Source organism: Nonomuraea sp. NPDC048916 (assembly GCF_040649575.1).
In the GTDB taxonomy this organism is placed as follows: Bacteria; Actinomycetota; Actinomycetes; order Streptosporangiales; family Streptosporangiaceae; genus Nonomuraea.
Genome location: NZ_JBEZFS010000041.1, coordinates 25,983 through 42,992, shown reverse-complemented (window position 1 = coordinate 42,992; position 17,010 = coordinate 25,983). Strand labels below are relative to the sequence as shown.

General features: G+C 71.6%; 16 protein-coding genes. 8 read left to right on the top strand and 8 right to left on the bottom strand.

Features of this window, described 5'->3' with window-relative positions; translation table 11 throughout:
- Window positions 1–31: 31 nt before the first annotated feature.
- Entirely contained in the window at window positions 32–1,339 is a 1,308-nt protein-coding gene (locus AB0C16_RS33055) for an NAD(P)/FAD-dependent oxidoreductase (protein ID WP_357688770.1), read from the top strand.
- A 375-nt stretch (window positions 1,340–1,714) separates the two neighbouring features.
- Window positions 1,715–2,455, top strand: coding sequence for a sulfite exporter TauE/SafE family protein (locus AB0C16_RS33050; RefSeq protein WP_357688768.1), 741 nt, complete (start codon window positions 1,715–1,717; stop codon window positions 2,453–2,455).
- 140 nt (window positions 2,456–2,595) lie between these two features.
- Here the strand turns inward: AB0C16_RS33050 and AB0C16_RS33045 are convergent, their stop codons facing one another.
- The 7 genes from AB0C16_RS33045 to AB0C16_RS33015 form a co-directional block, all read right to left on the bottom strand.
- Window positions 2,596–2,991, bottom strand: coding sequence for a RidA family protein (locus tag AB0C16_RS33045; RefSeq protein ID WP_357688766.1), 396 nt, complete (start codon window positions 2,989–2,991; stop codon window positions 2,596–2,598).
- Window positions 2,988–3,569, bottom strand: coding sequence for an XRE family transcriptional regulator (locus AB0C16_RS33040; RefSeq protein ID WP_357688764.1), 582 nt, complete (start codon window positions 3,567–3,569; stop codon window positions 2,988–2,990). The genes AB0C16_RS33045 and AB0C16_RS33040 overlap by 4 nt, the downstream gene beginning before the upstream one ends.
- 86 nt (window positions 3,570–3,655) lie before the next feature.
- Window positions 3,656–4,333 carry a type 1 glutamine amidotransferase gene (locus AB0C16_RS33035; protein WP_357688762.1) on the bottom strand — a complete coding sequence of 226 codons (678 nt, stop codon included), beginning with the start codon at window positions 4,331–4,333 and terminating at the stop codon, window positions 3,656–3,658.
- 194 nt (window positions 4,334–4,527) lie between these two features.
- Window positions 4,528–5,133: a cyclodeaminase/cyclohydrolase family protein gene (locus AB0C16_RS33030; RefSeq protein WP_357688760.1), complete on the bottom strand. Its 606-nt coding sequence runs from the start codon at window positions 5,131–5,133 to the stop codon at window positions 4,528–4,530.
- Window positions 5,134–5,162: 29 nt separating this feature from the next.
- A complete protein-coding gene (locus AB0C16_RS33025) occupies window positions 5,163–5,783 on the bottom strand; it encodes a hypothetical protein (protein WP_357688758.1) in 621 nt (206 codons plus the stop codon).
- A 75-nt stretch (window positions 5,784–5,858) separates the two neighbouring features.
- A complete protein-coding gene (locus AB0C16_RS33020) occupies window positions 5,859–6,863 on the bottom strand; it encodes a substrate-binding domain-containing protein (RefSeq protein WP_357688756.1) in 1,005 nt (334 codons plus the stop codon).
- The gene (locus AB0C16_RS33015) at window positions 6,860–8,206 is read right to left on the bottom strand and encodes a rhamnulokinase family protein (protein WP_357688754.1); all 1,347 of its coding nucleotides are present in this window, start codon (window positions 8,204–8,206) and stop codon (window positions 6,860–6,862) included. The genes AB0C16_RS33020 and AB0C16_RS33015 overlap by 4 nt, the downstream gene beginning before the upstream one ends.
- A 122-nt stretch (window positions 8,207–8,328) precedes the next feature.
- Here AB0C16_RS33015 and AB0C16_RS33010 point away from each other — a divergent pair, with 122 nt between their 5' ends.
- From AB0C16_RS33010 to AB0C16_RS32985, 6 genes are all read left to right on the top strand, one after another.
- Window positions 8,329–9,831: a sugar ABC transporter ATP-binding protein gene (locus AB0C16_RS33010; RefSeq protein ID WP_357688752.1), complete on the top strand. Its 1,503-nt coding sequence runs from the start codon at window positions 8,329–8,331 to the stop codon at window positions 9,829–9,831.
- An 80-nt stretch (window positions 9,832–9,911) separates the two neighbouring features.
- Window positions 9,912–10,943 carry an ABC transporter permease gene (locus AB0C16_RS33005; protein WP_357688751.1) on the top strand — a complete coding sequence of 344 codons (1,032 nt, stop codon included), beginning with the start codon at window positions 9,912–9,914 and terminating at the stop codon, window positions 10,941–10,943.
- Window positions 10,936–11,892 carry an ABC transporter permease gene (locus AB0C16_RS33000; RefSeq protein ID WP_357688750.1) on the top strand — a complete coding sequence of 319 codons (957 nt, stop codon included), beginning with the start codon at window positions 10,936–10,938 and terminating at the stop codon, window positions 11,890–11,892. Before AB0C16_RS33005 ends, AB0C16_RS33000 begins: the two co-directional genes overlap by 8 nt.
- Window positions 11,889–12,956 carry a rhamnose ABC transporter substrate-binding protein gene (rhaS, locus tag AB0C16_RS32995; protein ID WP_357688749.1) on the top strand — a complete coding sequence of 356 codons (1,068 nt, stop codon included), beginning with the start codon at window positions 11,889–11,891 and terminating at the stop codon, window positions 12,954–12,956. Before AB0C16_RS33000 ends, rhaS begins: the two co-directional genes overlap by 4 nt.
- Before the next feature lie 191 nt (window positions 12,957–13,147).
- Window positions 13,148–14,293, top strand: coding sequence for an L-rhamnose isomerase (rhaI, locus tag AB0C16_RS32990; protein ID WP_357688748.1), 1,146 nt, complete (start codon window positions 13,148–13,150; stop codon window positions 14,291–14,293).
- Window positions 14,293–16,332, top strand: a complete 2,040-nt coding sequence (locus AB0C16_RS32985; protein WP_357688747.1) for a bifunctional aldolase/short-chain dehydrogenase — start codon at window positions 14,293–14,295, stop codon at window positions 16,330–16,332. Before rhaI ends, AB0C16_RS32985 begins: the two co-directional genes overlap by 1 nt.
- A gap of 90 nt (window positions 16,333–16,422) precedes the next feature.
- On the opposite strand, the gene AB0C16_RS32980 is transcribed toward AB0C16_RS32985, so the two are convergent.
- On the bottom strand, window positions 16,423–16,935 hold the full coding sequence (locus AB0C16_RS32980; RefSeq protein WP_357688746.1) for an NUDIX domain-containing protein: 513 nt from the start codon (window positions 16,933–16,935) through the stop codon (window positions 16,423–16,425).
- Between the last annotated feature and the right edge of the window lie 75 nt (window positions 16,936–17,010).

Here is a 17,010-nt window from a genome sequence, read left to right as displayed (position 1 = left end):
CATCCCCGCCGCTCCGCCGTACGAAGGAGTGGTGGAGGTCACGATCGTCGGTGCGGGACTCGTCGGCTGCCTGCTCGCCTGCTTCCTGGCCCGCCGCGGCCACCGCGTGATCCTGTACGAGCGCCGCGACGACCCGCGCGAGCGGGGCGCGGACCGGGGCCGGTCGATCAACCTGGCCGTCTCCGAACGCGGCATCGACGCGCTGCGCCGCCTCGGCCTCGACCGCGAGGTGCTCGGCGAGGCGATCCCGATGCCCGGCCGGATGATGCACGCCCCCGACGGCTCCCTGACCTTCCAGCCGTACAGCGTCGACCGCGGCCACGCGATCAACTCCATCAGCCGCGCCGACCTCAACAGGAGGCTGCTCGACGTCGCCACCGCCATGCCCGGGGTCGAGGTGCGCTTCGGGCACCGGTTGACCGGCCTGGACGAGCGTACCGGCGACCTGGAGTTCGAGCCGGGCGCGACCACCGTCAGGGCGCGGGTGGTGATCGGCGCCGACGGCGCGTACAGCGCGGTCCGCGCCAGGTTGCAGGCGCTGCCAGGAACGGACTTCAGCCAGGAGTATCTCGACTACGGCTACAAGGAGCTGAGCATCCCGGCCCGCGACGGCGCGTTCGCGATGGAGCCGGGAGCGCTGCACATCTGGCCGCGCGGCCGGTCCATGATGATCGCGCTGCCGAACGCCGACCGCTCGTTCACCTGCACACTGTTCTGGCCGCACGATCAGTTGGCCGGGCTCGACGACCCCCGCGCGATCAGGGCGCACTTCGCCGAGCACTACCCCGACGCGCTCGGCCTGATGCCGGACCTGGTCGACGCCTACCAGGCCAACCCGGTCGGCCACCTGGTCACCGTGCGCTGCTCGCCCTGGCACGTCACCACCGCCGGGATGACGGTCGGCCTGGTCGGCGACGCCGCCCACGCCATCGTCCCGTTCTACGGGCAGGGCGCCAACTGCGGATTCCAGGACTGCGTCGAGCTCGACCGCTGCCTCGACGAGACCGGCGACGACTTCCCCCGGGCGCTGGAGCTGTTCGAACGGCGCAAGGCCGACACCGACGTGATCGCCAGGCTGGCCCTGGACAACTTCGTGGAGATGCGCGACAAGGTCGGCTCCCGGCTGTTCCTGGCGGGCAAGCGAGCCGAGCACGCGCTCGAACGGCTGCTGCCCGGCCGGTACGTGTCCCGCTACGAGCTGGTGTCGTTCACCACCACGCCCTACGCCGAGATCGAGCGCCGCATCGCCCGCCAGCGCCGCCTGGTGGCCGCGGCCGGTGCCGCCATGCTCGCGATGGGCGTGACCGCGGGCCTTGCCCGTGCGGTGAGGCGCCGGTGAACGGCCCGCGACCGACACGGCGAGAATTTCGAGAGAATGACCGGGGCTGCCCACTAGTTCCGTTTTATGACTGACCCGGTACGTGCACGTCGTGGACACGTTCCCGATGACGGTCACCGGCAAGATCCGCAAGGTGGAGATGCGCGAACGCGCCGTCGGCCTGCGCGCGGCGGCGGGCGTGCGCAACGCGTAGCCCGTTCGCGCCGGCCTGATCGCGCCGGCCTGATCGCGCCGGCCTGATCGCGCCGGCCTGATCGCGCCGGCCTGATCGCGCCGGCCTGATCGTGCCGGCCTGATCGTGCTGGCCTGATCGCGCCAGGCGGATCGCGTTGGCCTGGCCGTGTGGACAAAACGGACACGGCCTAGCATGTCCAGGTGATCGTCGGAGAGGCCCTGGGCCTGCTCGGGGTGGGCGTGGCGGCCGGAGTGGTCAGCACGGTGGTCAGCCTCGCGTCGATCGTGTCCTACCCGTCCCTGCTGGCCTTCGGGCTGCCGCCGCTGACCGCCAACGTCACCAACACGGTGGCGCTGCTGTTCACCGGTCTCGGCGCGGCCTTCGGCTCCCGGCCGGAGCTCGCCGGGCAGGGCAGCCGGGTGATCAGGCTCGGCCGGGTCACCGCCCTGGGCGGGGCGACGGGCGCGTTCCTGCTGCTGGTGACGCCCTCGCGGACGTTCGAGCTGATCGCGCCCTGGCTGATCGCGGCGGCCTCGCTGCTGCTGGTCCGCCCGCCCTCGGGCCGCTCGCACGGCGAACACGGGGTGCTCATGCGGATCGCGCTGTTCGCCGTGGCCATCTACGTCGGCTACTTCGGCGCGGCGGGCGGGATCCTGATGTTCGCCGTGCTGAGCGCCATGATCGACCAGACTCCGGCCAAGTCCAACGCCCTCAAGAACGTCCTGTCCGGACTGGCGAACGCGGTGGCGGCGGCCGGGTTCGCGCTGTTCGGCCCGGTCGACTGGGGCGCGGCGGTGCCGCTGGCCGCCGGGTTCCTGGTGGGCGGCTGGTTCGGTCCGAAGATCGCCCGCCGGCTGCCCGGCCAGAGCCTCCGCTACCTGGCCGCCGCCTGCGGCCTCGCCGTCGCCGCCAAACTCGGCTACGACTCGTACACGAGCTGAGCGGCCATCCGGTCACCTGAAGGGGTCCGCCTCGTCGCTCGGCCAGCGGACCGATCGCACGTCGGCCCGCCTTCACCCGGTGACAACGATCCGGGCCCGGGGACGAACTCCTCCAGCGAGGCGACCCGCCTCGCGCCGGTCTATCCGTCGACGGCGATCGCCTCGATCTCCAGCAGCCACTCCTCGGCGTAGATGTCGGTGATGATGATGGTCAGCGCGGGCGTGTGACCGCCGAGGATCTCCGTACGGATGCGCGCGTTCGCCTCACGGTATTGGCGGTCGGCCAGGTAGATGGTCACCTTGGCGAGGTTGCGCACGCCCATGCCGGCCTCGGCCAGCACCGCGAGCACGTTGCGCCAGGTGATCCGGCACTGGGTGTCGAAGTCTTCGGGGACCTTCCCGTTCTCCGCCCAGGGCACCTGGCCGCTGACGAACACCATGCGGCGCGCCCCGGTGATGATGGTGCCGTGCGTGTAGTCGCCGGGCGCCTGGGGCAGGAACGCGGGGTCGATCGGCCGGATGTCCAGTGCGGTCACAGATCCTCCAGGACTGCGTGATGATCGTCGATGGCCACGTGCATCGCGGTGTAGTAGACGCATTCGACGTCGCCGGGATTGGCGAAGGCGTGCGTGCGGTCACCGGCGTAGTAGAGGGCGTCGCCGGTGTCGAGGGTGTGGGAGACGCCGTCGAGCGTCACCGTGAGCCGCCCCGTCTCGACGGCGACGTACTCACGGGAGCCGGGAGCGTGAGCCGCGAACGCTCCGAGCGTCACGCCCGGCGGCACGGTGGTGCGGATGAACTCGAACTCGACGCCGGGCAGGTTCGGCGACAGAATGCGCCGCTGCCAGCCGGCGGCATCGCGAATGGCCGGCTGCTCCGCCGCGCGCAGCATGATGACCCGTTCGGGCTGCTCCTCGCCGAGCAGCCGGGACACGGTGACGCCGAGCGCGGTGGCGAGGCGAGCCAGGACCAGCACGGTGGGCAGCTTCGTCCCGCGCTCGATGTCGGAGATCATGCTGCGGCTGACCTCGCTGAGGCTCGCCAGCGCGTCGAGGTTGAGCCCGCGACGGTTGCGCTGCGCGCGCAGCCGAGCGCCGAGCCCTTCAACATCCACATTCTCCACTATAGAAGAAATATTCCGCTATAGCGGTCCAAATGGCCCCGTGGCCGAGTCAGCGCCTGCACCAGCGGCGCGGACGGTCAGACGAGCTTGGCGAAGCGGGTGGTGACCTCGCGCCAGATCGGCGTGGAGACCGGTTCGTCGGCCACGGCCCCGGCGTAGACCTCGTCGGGATCGAACCCGGCGACCTCCCACTGGCGGATGCGCGCGGGCACCACCTCGGGGTGGAACTGCACGCCCCATGCCCGATCGCCGACCCGGAACGCCTGGTAGGGGCACGCGGCCGTCTCGGCCAGCCAGACGGCGCCCGGCGGCAGCCCGGTGATCGCGTCGACGTGGTGCTCGATGGCGGGCACCACCGGAGGCAGGTCGTGGAACAGCTCGTCGCCGGCGGCCTCGGGCCGGATCGTGACCGGGACGCTGCCGTTCTCCGGAGCGCCCGCGTTGCCCGTCACCTCGCCGCCCGCGACCTCGGCGATCATCTGCCCGCCGAGGCAGATGCCGAACAGCGGCACGTCCTCGGCCAGGGCCTGGGCGACCAGGTCTCTGGTCGGCGCCAGCCACGGCGCCCGGTCGTCGTCGCCGGGCAGGTAGCCGCCGCCCAGCATGACCATCGCGTCGTGCTCGAGCTTCGCGGGCACGGGGTCGCCGTCGTAGGCGTGGCGCACGTCGAGCCGCAGCCCGGCGTCCTCCAGCCAGCGGCCGAACCGGCCGGGGCCGCCGCTCCTGCTGTTCTGCACGATCAGGACTTCACGCACCGTGATACTCCATCTTCCGGATCCGCCCGCCCGCGAGGGCGCCGCTCTGCTCATCCGCCGCCTTCCGGCCGAACCGGGGCGGCAGCCGTCGCCTCACGCCGTGCCCGGAGGGGTAGGCGCCGCCGTGGCGTGCCCGTCGAGCAGCGGGTGCGCCGGCGGCTTGCCGACCACGGTGGAGCGGCCCAGCTCTGCGGTCATCGGGCGAGTTCCTCGCGCACTTCGGCGGTCACGCCTTCGGCTCTGCCGATGGCCACGTCGACGACGGCCAGGCGGTCGTGGAGAGAGGAGAGGACCTGGGCGTCCTTGATGCCGGCCATGTTGACCTCGACGTTGACCCGGGCCGTGGTGAGCGCGGCGCGGGCGGCTTCGGCCGCGGCGGCCACGTCGGCGAGGAGGTCGCGGTTGCCGATCGGCAGCAGCGTCTCGCAGAGCGAGACCAGCCGCCCGGCGGTCTCGGCGACCCGGGCGGGGGGCTCGGCCGCGCCGGCGAGGGCGGCCGAGATGGCCGCGCCGCGCTCGTCGCCCTCGGGCAGCCGGTAGGCGTCGGTGACGGCGGTGAACGCGGCGGCGTCCTCCTCGGCCAGCAGCAGCGCCCGCTCGCGCAGCGTGTCGGTCTCGGCCATGACGGCGGCGATGGTCTCGGAGAACTCGGCGTACCTGTCGCCGGTGCTGTAGCGGGCGACCATGCCGAGCAGCGCGGCGGCCTGCGCGGCGTGCAGGGCCGAGGTGGCGCCGCCTCCGGGCGCGGGCACGCGGTCCGCGAGCAGGGTCAGGAAGTCGCCGATCTTCGTGTCGCGCATGCCCGGCATTCTGCCAGGCCGGACACCTGTCATTCGCGGTGCATCGGCCGCGTGGCGTCCTCTGGCGGTGGCTGACGGTACGACGGTCCCGGAGCGCGGTATGGCGGGCCCGGATCCTGATAGGCCGAGCCCTGCTCGCGGTACGACTGCCCCTGGCCCTGATAGGACGGGCCTTGGTCCTGGTGGGACGGGTCCTGGTGGGACGGGTCCTGGTACGACTGGCCCTGGTACGGCGGGCCGTGGTCGTGGCCCGGCGAGTAGTGGCCAGGCGTCACCACCGGCGGACGCGCTGACCGCCAGCGTGACGGGAAGGCCGACACCACGAGCAACGCGACGCCGAGGAAGAGGAAGAACCCGGTGTAGCCGAGGGTCATGTACCCGGACCGGAACTGGTCGCCGATCCACGTCTCGGGCCGCACCCCCAGGCCGCGCGTCTCCAGCACGGGTACGGCGCCGAACCCGGTGAACAGGAGCCCGCCGACGAGCGAGGAGACCGGCGAGAGCCGCGAGCCGGCCAGGAAGGCGAGCAGGACGCCCGCGACGGCGAGCACCCCGAGTCCGGTCCACGAGGTGACGAACCGCTGGTAGCCGGCGAGGACCTCGGCCACGCCGTACGACAGGCCTGCGGCGATCAGCGGAGGGAGGACCAACCCGGCGACGATTCCGAGAGCATGACGAGCGCCATTTGACATGATCAACCCCGTTTGTCCGGTTAAGGGGACAACCTACCTCGTGGATTCCCGTACGACGAGGTCCGGCTGGAACATGATCTGCTGGTGCGCGTGGGTCTCCGGGTTGTCGCACTCGTCCAGCAGCAGCTCGGTGGCCACCCGGCCGAGCTGGTAGGTCGGCTGCCGGATCGAGCTGAGCGACACGGCCGAGGCCGAGGCGAAGTCGATGTCGTCGTAGCCGATCAGCGACACGTCGCCGGGCACCCGGACCCCCGCCTGCAACAGGCCGCGCAGCACGCCCAGGGCCAGCAGGTCGTTGGCGCAGAAGATGGCGTCGGGCAGCGCTCCGTCGGAGAGCAGCTTCTCGGCCGCCTCCTGGCCCGCCTTCGCCGTCATCGCGGGCATCGAGATCTCGAGCAGCTCGTGCGGATCGCGACCGGCCGCCGCCAGCGCCTGGTGCGCGCCCCGCCGCCGGTCCTTGCACTGCCGGATGGCGGCCGGGCCGGTGATGTAGCCGAGCCGGCCGGCCCCGCCGCTCAGCAGGTGGCCGACGGCCAGGGCGCCGCCGGTCACATCGTTGACCGCGACCGCGCACTGACCGGACCGGTCGGCCGGATGGTCGACGAGCACCACGCAGATGCCGCGGTCGCGCAGCAGTTCCAGCCGGTTCGGGTCCTCGCCGGACGGTGTGATCAGCACCCCGCGCACCCGCTGCTCGGCGAAGACCAGCAGGTTGCGCTCCTCCTTCAGGCGGCTGCCCGAGGAGTTGCCGAGGATGACCGCGTAGCCGCGATCGCTCGCCAGGTCCTCGACCCCGGCGGCGACGTCGGTGAAGAACGGGTTGCCGATGTCGATCACGGACAGGCCGATCGTGCGGCTGTGACCGGCCCGCAGCGTGGACGCCGAGCCATGCCTGACGAAGCCGAGCTCCCTGATCGCCGCCTCGACCCGCTCGCGGGTCTCGCCGGCCACCTTCTCGGGACGGTTGAGCACGTTGGACACCGTGCCGGGCGACACTCCCGCCCTGGCGGCGACTTCCTTGATGCTCGCTGTCCTCATCCGTGCCCCCGTGGCTCGTAGACGCGCACGCCGGCGCTTCGTCGTACCAGATCCCGCATCTCGGCCAGCTCGCCGACCAGGCCGCGGGCCCGTGCCTGCACCAGCGCGTTGCCCAGCGCGGCCGCCTCGACCGGGCCGGCGACCACCGGCAGGCCGGTCACGTCGGCCGTGAGCCGGCACAGCAGCGCGTTGCGCGAGCCGCCGCCCACCAGGTGCACGACCTCGACGGACCGGCCGCTGAGGCGGACGGCGTCGGTGACGGCCCGCTGGTAGGCGAGGGCCAGGCTCTGCAGGATGCATCGTACGGCCTGGGCGCGGCCGTCCGGCGGGCGCTGGCCGGTGCGGACGCAGTAGGCGGCGATGCGGCCGGGCATGTCACCGGGTGGCAGGAACGACGGGTCGTCGGGGTCGATGACCGCGTCGGTCCGGGCCCGCCCGGCCTCGGCCAGCAGCTCGTCCAGGCCGGGCTCGCCCCAGGCGCGCAGGCATTCCTGCAGGATCCACAGGCCCATGACGTTGCGCAGGTAGCGGGTGGTGCCGTCGACGCCGGCCTCGTTGGTGAAGTTGGCCAGCCGGCTCTCCTCGGTGAGCACCGGGGCGGGCAGCTCCACGCCGACCAGCGACCAGGTGCCGCAGGAGATGTAGGCGAAGGCGGCGGTGGTGGCGGGCACGGCGACCACGGCCGAGGCGGTGTCGTGGGAGGCGACCCGGGTGACCGCCGTGTCATGGCCGATCTCGGCGGCGACGTCCTCGCGCAGCGGGGTGACGGAGGTGTCGGAGATCTGCGGAAACATCCGGTTGGGGAGCTTGAGCTGAGAGATGAGGTCCCAGGCCCAGTCGCGGCGCGTCACGTCGTACAGGCCGGTGGTCGAGGCGTTGGTGCGCTCGGCGCCGGGCTCGCCGGTCAGCCAGTAGGCGAGCAGGTCGGGGATCAGCAGCATCGTCGCGGCCCGGTCGAGCCGGTCGCGCAGCAGTTGGTTGACCGTGTTGAAGGGCAGGAACTGCAACCCGGTCACCTCGTACGGGTCCACCCGCTCCGTGACGCCGGCGGTGCGTCCGTCGCGGTAGTGCACCGGGTTGCCGATCAGCCGCCCGTCGCCGTCGAGCAGGCCGTAGTCGACGCCCCACGAGTCGATGCCGATCGACTCGGCGGGCCCGGCCTTGCGCAGGCCGTCGAGGACGCCGGCGTACAGGGCCAGGATGTCCCAGTGCAGTGTCCCCGACACCCGCACGGGCCGGTTGGCGAAGCGGTGCGCCTCGGCCAGCCAGACCTTCCCGCCGGCGAGGTCGGCCGTCATCACGCGCCCGCTGGAGGCGCCCAAATCCACCGCGGTGAATCGCATTCTCCGATTAAAACGTATCAATCACAGTTCCGCCATATGTGCCGTGAGGGCATTGACGCTCGCTGGTGCAGCGCCTACATTCCGGATCCAACGTTGTTAAAACGTTTGTCGCCGGAGGATGCATGAGCGTTCCCCCAACCCCCACCCTCGCGCTCGCGAACGTCAGCAAGTCGTTCGGAGCCGTGAAAGCGCTTCGCGACGTCTCGCTCGAACTGTTCGCCGGTGAGGCGCACGCGCTCGCGGGGGAGAACGGCGCGGGCAAGTCCACGCTCGTCAAGACGCTCGCGGGAGTCCACCGGCCGGACAGCGGCCAGGTGCTGCTCGGCGGCGAGCCGGTCGTCTTCGCCGGTCCCGCCGACGCCCAGCAGGCGGGCGTCGCCGTCATCTACCAGGAGCCGACGCTCTTCCCCGACCTGTCCGTGGCCGAGAACATCTTCATGGGCCGCCAGCCCCGGCGCGGGCTCGGCCGGATCGACCGCGGCTCCATGCACGCCCAGACCCGGGCCCTGTTCGGGCGGCTCGGGGTGACGCTCGACCCCGAGCAGCCCTCGCGTGGCCTGTCCATCGCCGACCAGCAACTGGTCGAGATCGCCAAGGCGCTCTCCCGCGACGCCCGGGTCCTGATCATGGACGAGCCGACGGCCGCCCTGTCCGGCAACGAGGTCGCCCGGCTGTTCTCGGTGGTGGAGGCGCTGCGCGAGCACGGCTGCGCGATCCTGTTCATCTCGCACCGGCTCGACGAGATCTTCTCGCTCTGCCAGCGGGTCACCACCCTGCGGGACGGCGCCTGGATCGCCGGCGAGCCCGTCGCCGGGCTCACGCACGACGACCTGGTCCGCCGCATGGTGGGCCGCGAGCTCGGCGCGCTCTACCCCAAGCAGGACACCGCCGTCGGCGACGTCGCGCTGAAGGTCGAGCGGCTCACCCGCGAGGGCGTCTTCACCGACGTCTCCTTCGAGGTACGGCGCGGCGAGATCGTCGCCCTCGCCGGGCTCGTCGGCGCCGGACGGAGCGAGGTGGCCCGCGCGGTCTTCGGCGTCGACCGGTGGGACGCCGGCGCCGTCACGGTGGACGGTCGCGACCTGCCCGCCGGCAGCCCCACGGCCGCCATGGACGCCGGCCTGGCCCTGGTGCCCGAGGACCGCCGCCAGCAGGGCCTGGTCATGGAGCTGTCGATCGAGCGCAACATCGGGCTGACCGGGCTGCGCTCCCTGCGCAGGGGGCTGACCATCTCCCGCCGGGCCGAGCGCGACCGGGCCGCCGACTGGGCGGTGCGGCTGCGGCTCAAGTTCGCCCGGCTCGGCGACGGGGTGGGCGTGCTGTCCGGCGGCAACCAGCAGAAGGTCGTGCTGGCCAAGTGGCTGGCCACCGAGCCGTCCGTGCTCATCGTGGACGAGCCGACCCGCGGCATCGACGTGGGCACCAAGGCCGAGGTGCACCGCCTGCTGTCGGAACTGGCCGGGCAGGGCATCGCGGTGCTCATGATCTCCTCCGACCTCCCGGAGGTGCTGGGCATGGCCGACCGGGTGCTGGTCATGCACGAGGGACGGCTGGCCGCCGAGATCCCGCGCGCCGAGGCGACCGAGGAGAGCGTGATGAACGCCGCCACCGGGAGAGCCGCATGACGACGACCTGCACCGGGAGGGCCGCATGACCACCGGCATCGGGAGAGCCGCATGACGACGACCGCCGCCGGGAGGGCCGGATGACGACCGCGACCGCCCCGCCCGAGCAGGCGACCGGCCCGCGCAGCGCCCGCGGCCTGGTCGACCTGGTCTTCCGGGCCCGCGAGCTGAGCCTGGTGATCGCCCTGGTCGCGCTCGTCGGCGGCACCGCCGCCGGCAACCCCAACTTCCTGTCCGGCCAGGGCATCGAGGACATCCTGCTCAACACCGCCATCCTCGCGCTGCTGGCCGTCGGGCAGTCGATCGTGGTCATCACCCGCAACCTCGACCTGTCCGTCGGCTCCGTGGTGGGCCTGGTCGCGTTCGTCACCGGCGACGTGCTGGCGAGCGGCTGGGGCCTGGTGCCCGGCGTCGTGTTCGGGGTGGCCGTGGGCGCGGCCTGCGGCCTGCTCAACGGGCTGCTGGTCAGCTTCTGCCGGGTGCCCGCCCTGGTCGTCACCCTCGGCACGCTCTACGTGATCCAGGGCGTCTGCCACTACCTCGCCCACGGGCGGCAGATCAACGCGGTCGACCTGCCGCCGGGGCTGCTCGCCCTGGGCAACGGCGCCGTGTTCGGCGTGCCGTACCTGCCGCTCATCACGCTGGTGATCATGCTGGCGATGGGCTACTACCTGCGCTCCTACCCGAGCGGCCGGGAGTTCTACGCGATCGGCTCCAGCCCGGAGGCGGCCCGGCTCGCCGGCGTGCCGGTGCGCCGCCGCATCCTGGCCGCCTACCTGGTCAGCGGCTGCCTGGCCGGGCTGGCGGGCGTGCTCTGGCTGGCCAGGTTCGGCACCGTCATCGGCGACTCCGCGGGCGGCTGGGAGCTGCTGGTGATCAGCGCCGTCGTCGTCGGCGGCGTCGCGATCACCGGCGGCGTCGGCAGCGTGTACGGGGCGGCGCTCGGCGCGCTGCTGCTCACCACGATCGGCAGCGCGCTGGTCGTGCTCCGGGTCAACCCCTTCTGGCAGCAGGCCATCACCGGGGCGCTGCTCCTGCTCGCGATCAGCGTCGACCGGGTGCTCGCCCTCAGGCTCGCCCGCCTGCTCAGGAACAGGAGCCGCCATGGCTAGAGTGCTGCGCTGGGACGTGCTCGTCGCGTCCCTGCTGATCGTCGTGTTCGCCGGCGGCTCGTTCACCTCGCCCGGCTTCGCGAGCGTCGACAACCTGTCGTTCGCGCTCGGCGACCTGGGCGAGATCGCGCTCATCGCGCTGGCCATGACCATGCTGGTGGTGGCCGCCGAGGTGGACCTCTCGGTCGCCTCGGTGCTCGGCCTGTCCAGCGCGCTGGTCGGCGCGCTGTGGGACGGCGGCATGGCCATCGAGACGATCATCCCGCTCGTCGTGCTGACCGGCGCCGTGTGCGGCCTGGTCAACGGCCTGCTGGTGACCAGGCTCGGGCTGCCGTCGCTGGCCGTCACGATCGGCACGCTCGCCCTCTACCGCGGCCTGGCCTACGTGGTGCTCGGCGACAGAGCCGTCGCCCAGTTTCCGCCGGACTACACCGCGCTCGCCGTGGACGACGTGCCCGGCACGCCGATCCCGTACCCGATCGCGCTGTTCGTCCTGCTCGCCGTCGTCGTCGGCGTCGTCCTGCACGCCACCGGCTTCGGCCGCTCCCTGTACGCGATCGGCGCGCAGGAGCAGGCCGCGTTCTTCGCCGGGATCCGGGTCAAGCGGATCAAGCTGCTGCTGTTCGTCGTCTCCGGGACCGTCGCCGCGTTCGCCGGAGTGATCTTCACCCTCAGATACGGCTCCGCCCGCGCCGACAACGGCATGGGCATCGAACTTGCCGTCATCGCCGCCGTACTCCTCGGCGGTGTCGACTTCGACGGCGGCAAGGGCACGCTCGGCGGCGTCATCGCCGGAGTGCTGCTCATCGGGCTGCTGCGCAACCTGCTCATGCTCGGCGACGTCTCGACCGAGATCCAGTCGATCGTCACCGGGCTGCTCCTCATCGTGTCGGTCCTCACCCCTCGTCTCGTCTCCCTCGTCAGGCCCGCCCTGAAAGGAACACCATGACCCCGATGCGCCTCACCGCCGTCGCCGCGCTGCTCACCCTGGGCGTCGCGGCGTGCGGCGGCACCACCAAGTCGAGCGTGACCTCGGCGCCCGCCCAGGCGCCGGCGTCCTCCGCCGCCGCCGCGAACCCGAACGCACCCCTCAAGCAGGGACTCAAGCTGGCGTTCCTGCCCAAGCAGATCAACAACCCGTACATGACGATCGTCGCGAACGCGGGAGCCGAGGCGGCCAAGGAGTTCCAGGGCGAGGCCAAGGAGGTCGGCCCGTCCGACGCGTCGGCCTCGTCGCAGATCTCCTACATCAACACGCTCACCCAGCAGGGCCACGACGCCATCCTCATCTCGGCCAACGACCCCAACGCCGTCTGCGGCCCGCTCCAGCAGGCCCGCGCCAAGAACATCAAGATCGTGTCGTACGACTCCGACGCCGCGCCGGAGTGCCGTGACCTGTTCATCAACCAGGCCGCCTCCGAGGAGGTCGGCCGCAGCCAGGTCAAGCTGCTCGCCGACATGATCGGAAGCAAGGGCGAGATCGCGATCCTGTCGGCCACGGCCAACGCCACGAACCAGAACACCTGGATCGACTTCATGAAGGACGAGCTGGGCAAGCCCGAATACAAGGACATGAAGCTGGTCAAGGTGGCGTACGGCGACGACGACGACCAGAAGTCCTTCACCGAGACGCAGGGCCTGCTCCAGGCCTACCCCGACCTCAAGGGCATCATCTCGCCCACCACGGTCGGCGTCTCGGCCGCGGCCCGCTACATCTCCGGCTCCAAGTACAAGGGCAAGGTCGTCCTGACCGGCCTGGGCACGCCCAACCAGATGCGCCAGTTCGTCAAGGACAAGACGGTCGAGAAGTTCGCCCTGTGGAACCCGAAGGACCTCGGCTACCTGGCCTCCTACGCGGCGGCGGCGCTGGTGTCGGGGCAGATCACCGGCGCCGAGGGCGAGACGTTCAAGGCGGGCAAGCTCGGTGAGCGCACGATCGGCAAGAACGGCGAGGTCATCCTCGGCCCGCCGTTCACCTTCGACGCCTCCAACATCGACCAGTTCGACTTCTAGCGGCTGCCCGCCACCCGGATGCCCCGCGCGCCGGCGCGGGGTGAGGAGGTCTGTACATGGAGCGCGTGTGCTTCCTGCGGACGACCACCGGTGGCAGGCCGAGATGGCGCCGTTCTTCGAGGCCGGCCGGGCCGACGCGGAGCTGGTCAGGCTGGACGAGGTTTTCCGTCTGGATTGAATCGGGGAAAGAAATGATCAAGGAACGGCTGCGCGGGCAGCGCATCGAGACGCCCTCGTGGGCGTACGGCAACTCCGGCACCAGGTTCAAGGTGTTCGCCCAGCCGGGCGTGCCGCGCGACCCGTACGAGAAGCTGGCCGACGCCGCGCAGGTGCACCGCCACACCGGCGTCGCGCCGACCGTCGCGCTGCACATCCCGTGGGACCGGGTCGACGACTACGCGCACCTGGCCCGGCACGCCGCCGAGCTGGGCGTGGGCATCGGCGCGATCAACTCCAACGTGTTCCAGGACGACGACTACAAGCTCGGCAGCGTCACCCACCCCGACCCGGCCGTCCGCCGCAAGGCGCTCGGCCATCTGCTCGAGTGCGTGGACATCATGGACCTGACCGGGTCCGACACGCTCAAACTGTGGTTCTCCGACGGCACCAACTACCCGGGCCAGGACGACATCCGGGCCCGGCAGGACCGGCTCGCCGAGGCGCTCGCCGCGGTCTACGAGCGGCTGGGCGACGGGCAGAGGTTCCTGCTGGAGTACAAACTGTTCGAGCCCGCCTTCTACACGACGGACGTGCCCGACTGGGGCACCGCCTACGCCCACTGCGTCAAGCTCGGCCCCAAGGCGCAGGTCGTGGTCGACACCGGGCACCACGCGCCGGGCGTCAACATCGAGTTCATCGTGGCGTTCCTGCTGCGCGAGGGGAAGCTCGGCGGGTTCGACTTCAACTCGCGCTTCTACGCCGACGACGACCTGATGGTGGGCGCGGCCGACCCGTTCCAGCTGTTCCGCATCATGTTCGAGGTGATCGGCGGGGGCGGGTTCACCGGCGAGACGGCGTTCATGCTCGACCAGTGCCACAACATCGAGCCCAAGATCCCCGGCCAGATCCGCTCGGTGATGAACGTCCAGGAGGCCACCGCCAAGGCGCTGCTCGTCGACCGCGACGCGCTGGCCGCCGCGCAGCGCGCGGGTGACGTGCTCGGCGCCAACGCCGTGCTGATGGACGCCTACAACACCGACGTGCGGCCCCTGCTCGCCGAGCTGCGCGAGGAGATGGGGCTGGCCCCGGACCCGATGGCCGCCTACGCCGGGTCCGGATACTTCGAGAAGATCGCCGCCGAGCGCGTCGGAGGCGCCCAGGCAGGATGGGGAGCCTGATGCGGGCCGTACGGGAACTGCTCGAAAGGTCGCACGCGCTGGGCGCGGACCCGCGCAACACCAACTACGCGGGCGGCAACACCTCGGCCAAAGGGAGCGTGACCGACCCGGCGACGGGCGGCGACGTCGAGGTGATGTGGGTCAAGGGGTCCGGTGGCGACCTCGGCACGCTCACCGAGGCCGGCCTGGCCGTGCTGCGGCTCGACCGGCTCAGGGCGCTGACCGCGGTCTACCCGGGGGAGGAGCGCGAGGACGAGATGGTCGCGGCGTTCGACTATTGCCTGCACGGCAGGGGCGGCGCCGCCCCCTCGATCGACACCGCCATGCACGGACTGGTCGACTCCCCGCACGTCGACCACCTGCACCCCGACTCGGGCATCGCCCTCGCGACCGCCGCCGACGGGCCCGAGCTGACGGCGCGGATCTTCGGCGACCGGGTGGTGTGGGTGCCGTGGCGGCGGCCCGGCTTCCAGCTCGGGCTGGACATCGCGGCCGTCAAGGCGGCCAACCCGCAGGCCATCGGCTGCGTCCTCGGCGGTCACGGCATCACCGCGTGGGGCGCGACCAGCGAGGAGTGCCGGGCCAACTCCCTCGACATCATCCGCACCGCCGAGCGCCACATCGCCGAGCACGGCCGCACCGACCCGTTCGGCCCGGTGGTCCACGAGCCGCTGCCGGAGCCGGAGCGCCACCGCCGGGCGGCCGAGCTGTTCCCGGCGATCCGCGGGCTGGCGAGCACCGACGGCCGCCAGGTCGGCCACTACACCGACACGGCCGAGGTGCTCGACTTCCTGGCCCGCGCCGAGCACCCGAGGCTGGCCGCGCTCGGCACGTCCTGCCCCGACCACTTCCTGCGCACCAAGGTCGCCCCGCTGGTGCTGGACCTCCCACCGGACGCGCCGCTGGACGACGTCCTGCTGCGGCTCGGCGAGCTGCACGCCCGCTACCGCGACGACTACACCGCCTACTACGAACGCCACGCCGGCCCCGGCTCGCCCCCGATGCGCGGCGCCGACCCGGCGATCGTGCTGGTGCCCGGGGTCGGCATGTTCAGCTTCGGCAAGGACAAGCAGACCGCCCGGGTCGCCGGCGAGTTCTACGTCAACGCCATCAACGTCATGCGCGGGGCCGAGGCGCTGTCCCGTTACCGGCCGATCGACGAGGCGGAGAAGTTCCGTATCGAGTACTGGGAGCTGGAGGAGGCCAAGCTGCGCCGGCTGCCCGCGCCCAGGCCGCTGGCCGGGCGGATCGCCCTGGTCACCGGCGGTGGCTCGGGCATCGGCGCCGCCACCGCCCGCCGGCTGGCCGCCGAGGGCGCCTGCGTGGTGGTCGCCGACCGCGACCTCGCCGCCGCCGCCAAGGTCGCCGCCGAGCTGGGCGCCGGGGCGCTTCACCCGTCGGACGTCGCGGTCGCGGTGGGCGTGGACGTCACGTCCGAGGAGCAGATCCTCGACGCCGTACGGCAGGCGGTCCGCGCGTTCGGCGGCCTCGACCTGGTGGTGAACAACGCCGGGCTGTCGCTGTCGCGGTCTCTGCTGGAGACCACGGCCGGCGACTGGGACCTGCAGCACGACGTGATGGCCCGTGGTTCGTTCCTCGTCTCCCGGGAGACCGCCCGCGTCCTGATAAGTCAGGGCATGGGGGGTGACCTCGTGTACATCTCCTCCAAGAACGCCGTGTTCGCCGGGCCCAACAACGTCGCCTACGGCGCCGCCAAGGCCGACCAGGCCCACCAGGTGCGGCTGCTGGCCGCCGAGCTGGGGGAGCACGGCATCCGGGTCAACGGCGTCAACCCCGACGGCGTGGTCCGGGGCTCCGGAATCTTCGCCTCCGGCTGGGGCGCCAACCGGGCGGCCGTCTACGGGGTGGAGGAGAAGCGGCTCGGCGAGTTCTACGCTCAGCGCACCCTGCTCAAGCGGGAGGTGCTGCCGGAGCACGTGGCCGCCGCCGTCTTCGCGCTCACGGCCGGCGACCTGTCGCTGACCACCGGCCTGCACATCCCGGTCGACGCGGGAGTGGCCGCCGCCTTCCTGCGCTAGCGGCCCGGTGCCACCTGCGGTCGGCTGCCAGCCCGGGCTGAGGGAATCGGGCCATGCAGCTGAGCCACCCACTCGACATGATGCCGCCGATCAGCCAGCCGACGGCTGGCCCTCGTTCCCGAATACCAAATATCGGCGCACCGCCTCTCGCCCACCGGGAACGAAAGGCCATCGATCAACGACCTCCCGCAGTTCGAGCTCTGTGAGCCAGGTATGCCAAGCGATCTCGGACGGATCTGGAACCAATGGCTCAGTGATCACGGCCTCGTGCACCCCGAACCAGACAGGGCTGACCCCATTCCGGCACAGGAACTTGAACATGAAACGCACCGGGACGCTGGCGCCCAGCTCCTCGGACAGCTCGCGGGCTGCCGCGTCCTCATACGACTCGCCCACGTCCACGGCACCGCCGATCATCACGTCATAGTGGCCGGGAAAGCGAGTGTGCTGCTCCGCTCGGCGCAGCACGAGGATCCGCCGCATCGGATCGCGACAGATCGTCGTCGCGATCCGATGCATCCATCGCCGACGCTCCGCCTCTGCGCGATCCACGACTCCCAGCACGCGGTCCAGTTCATCCACTCGCTCGACCAGCTCGCCCATGCAGGACACGATCGCAGGCACCACCGACAACCTGCTCTACGAGCACCCCAAGCTAGTGATCTGCGTCACATGACC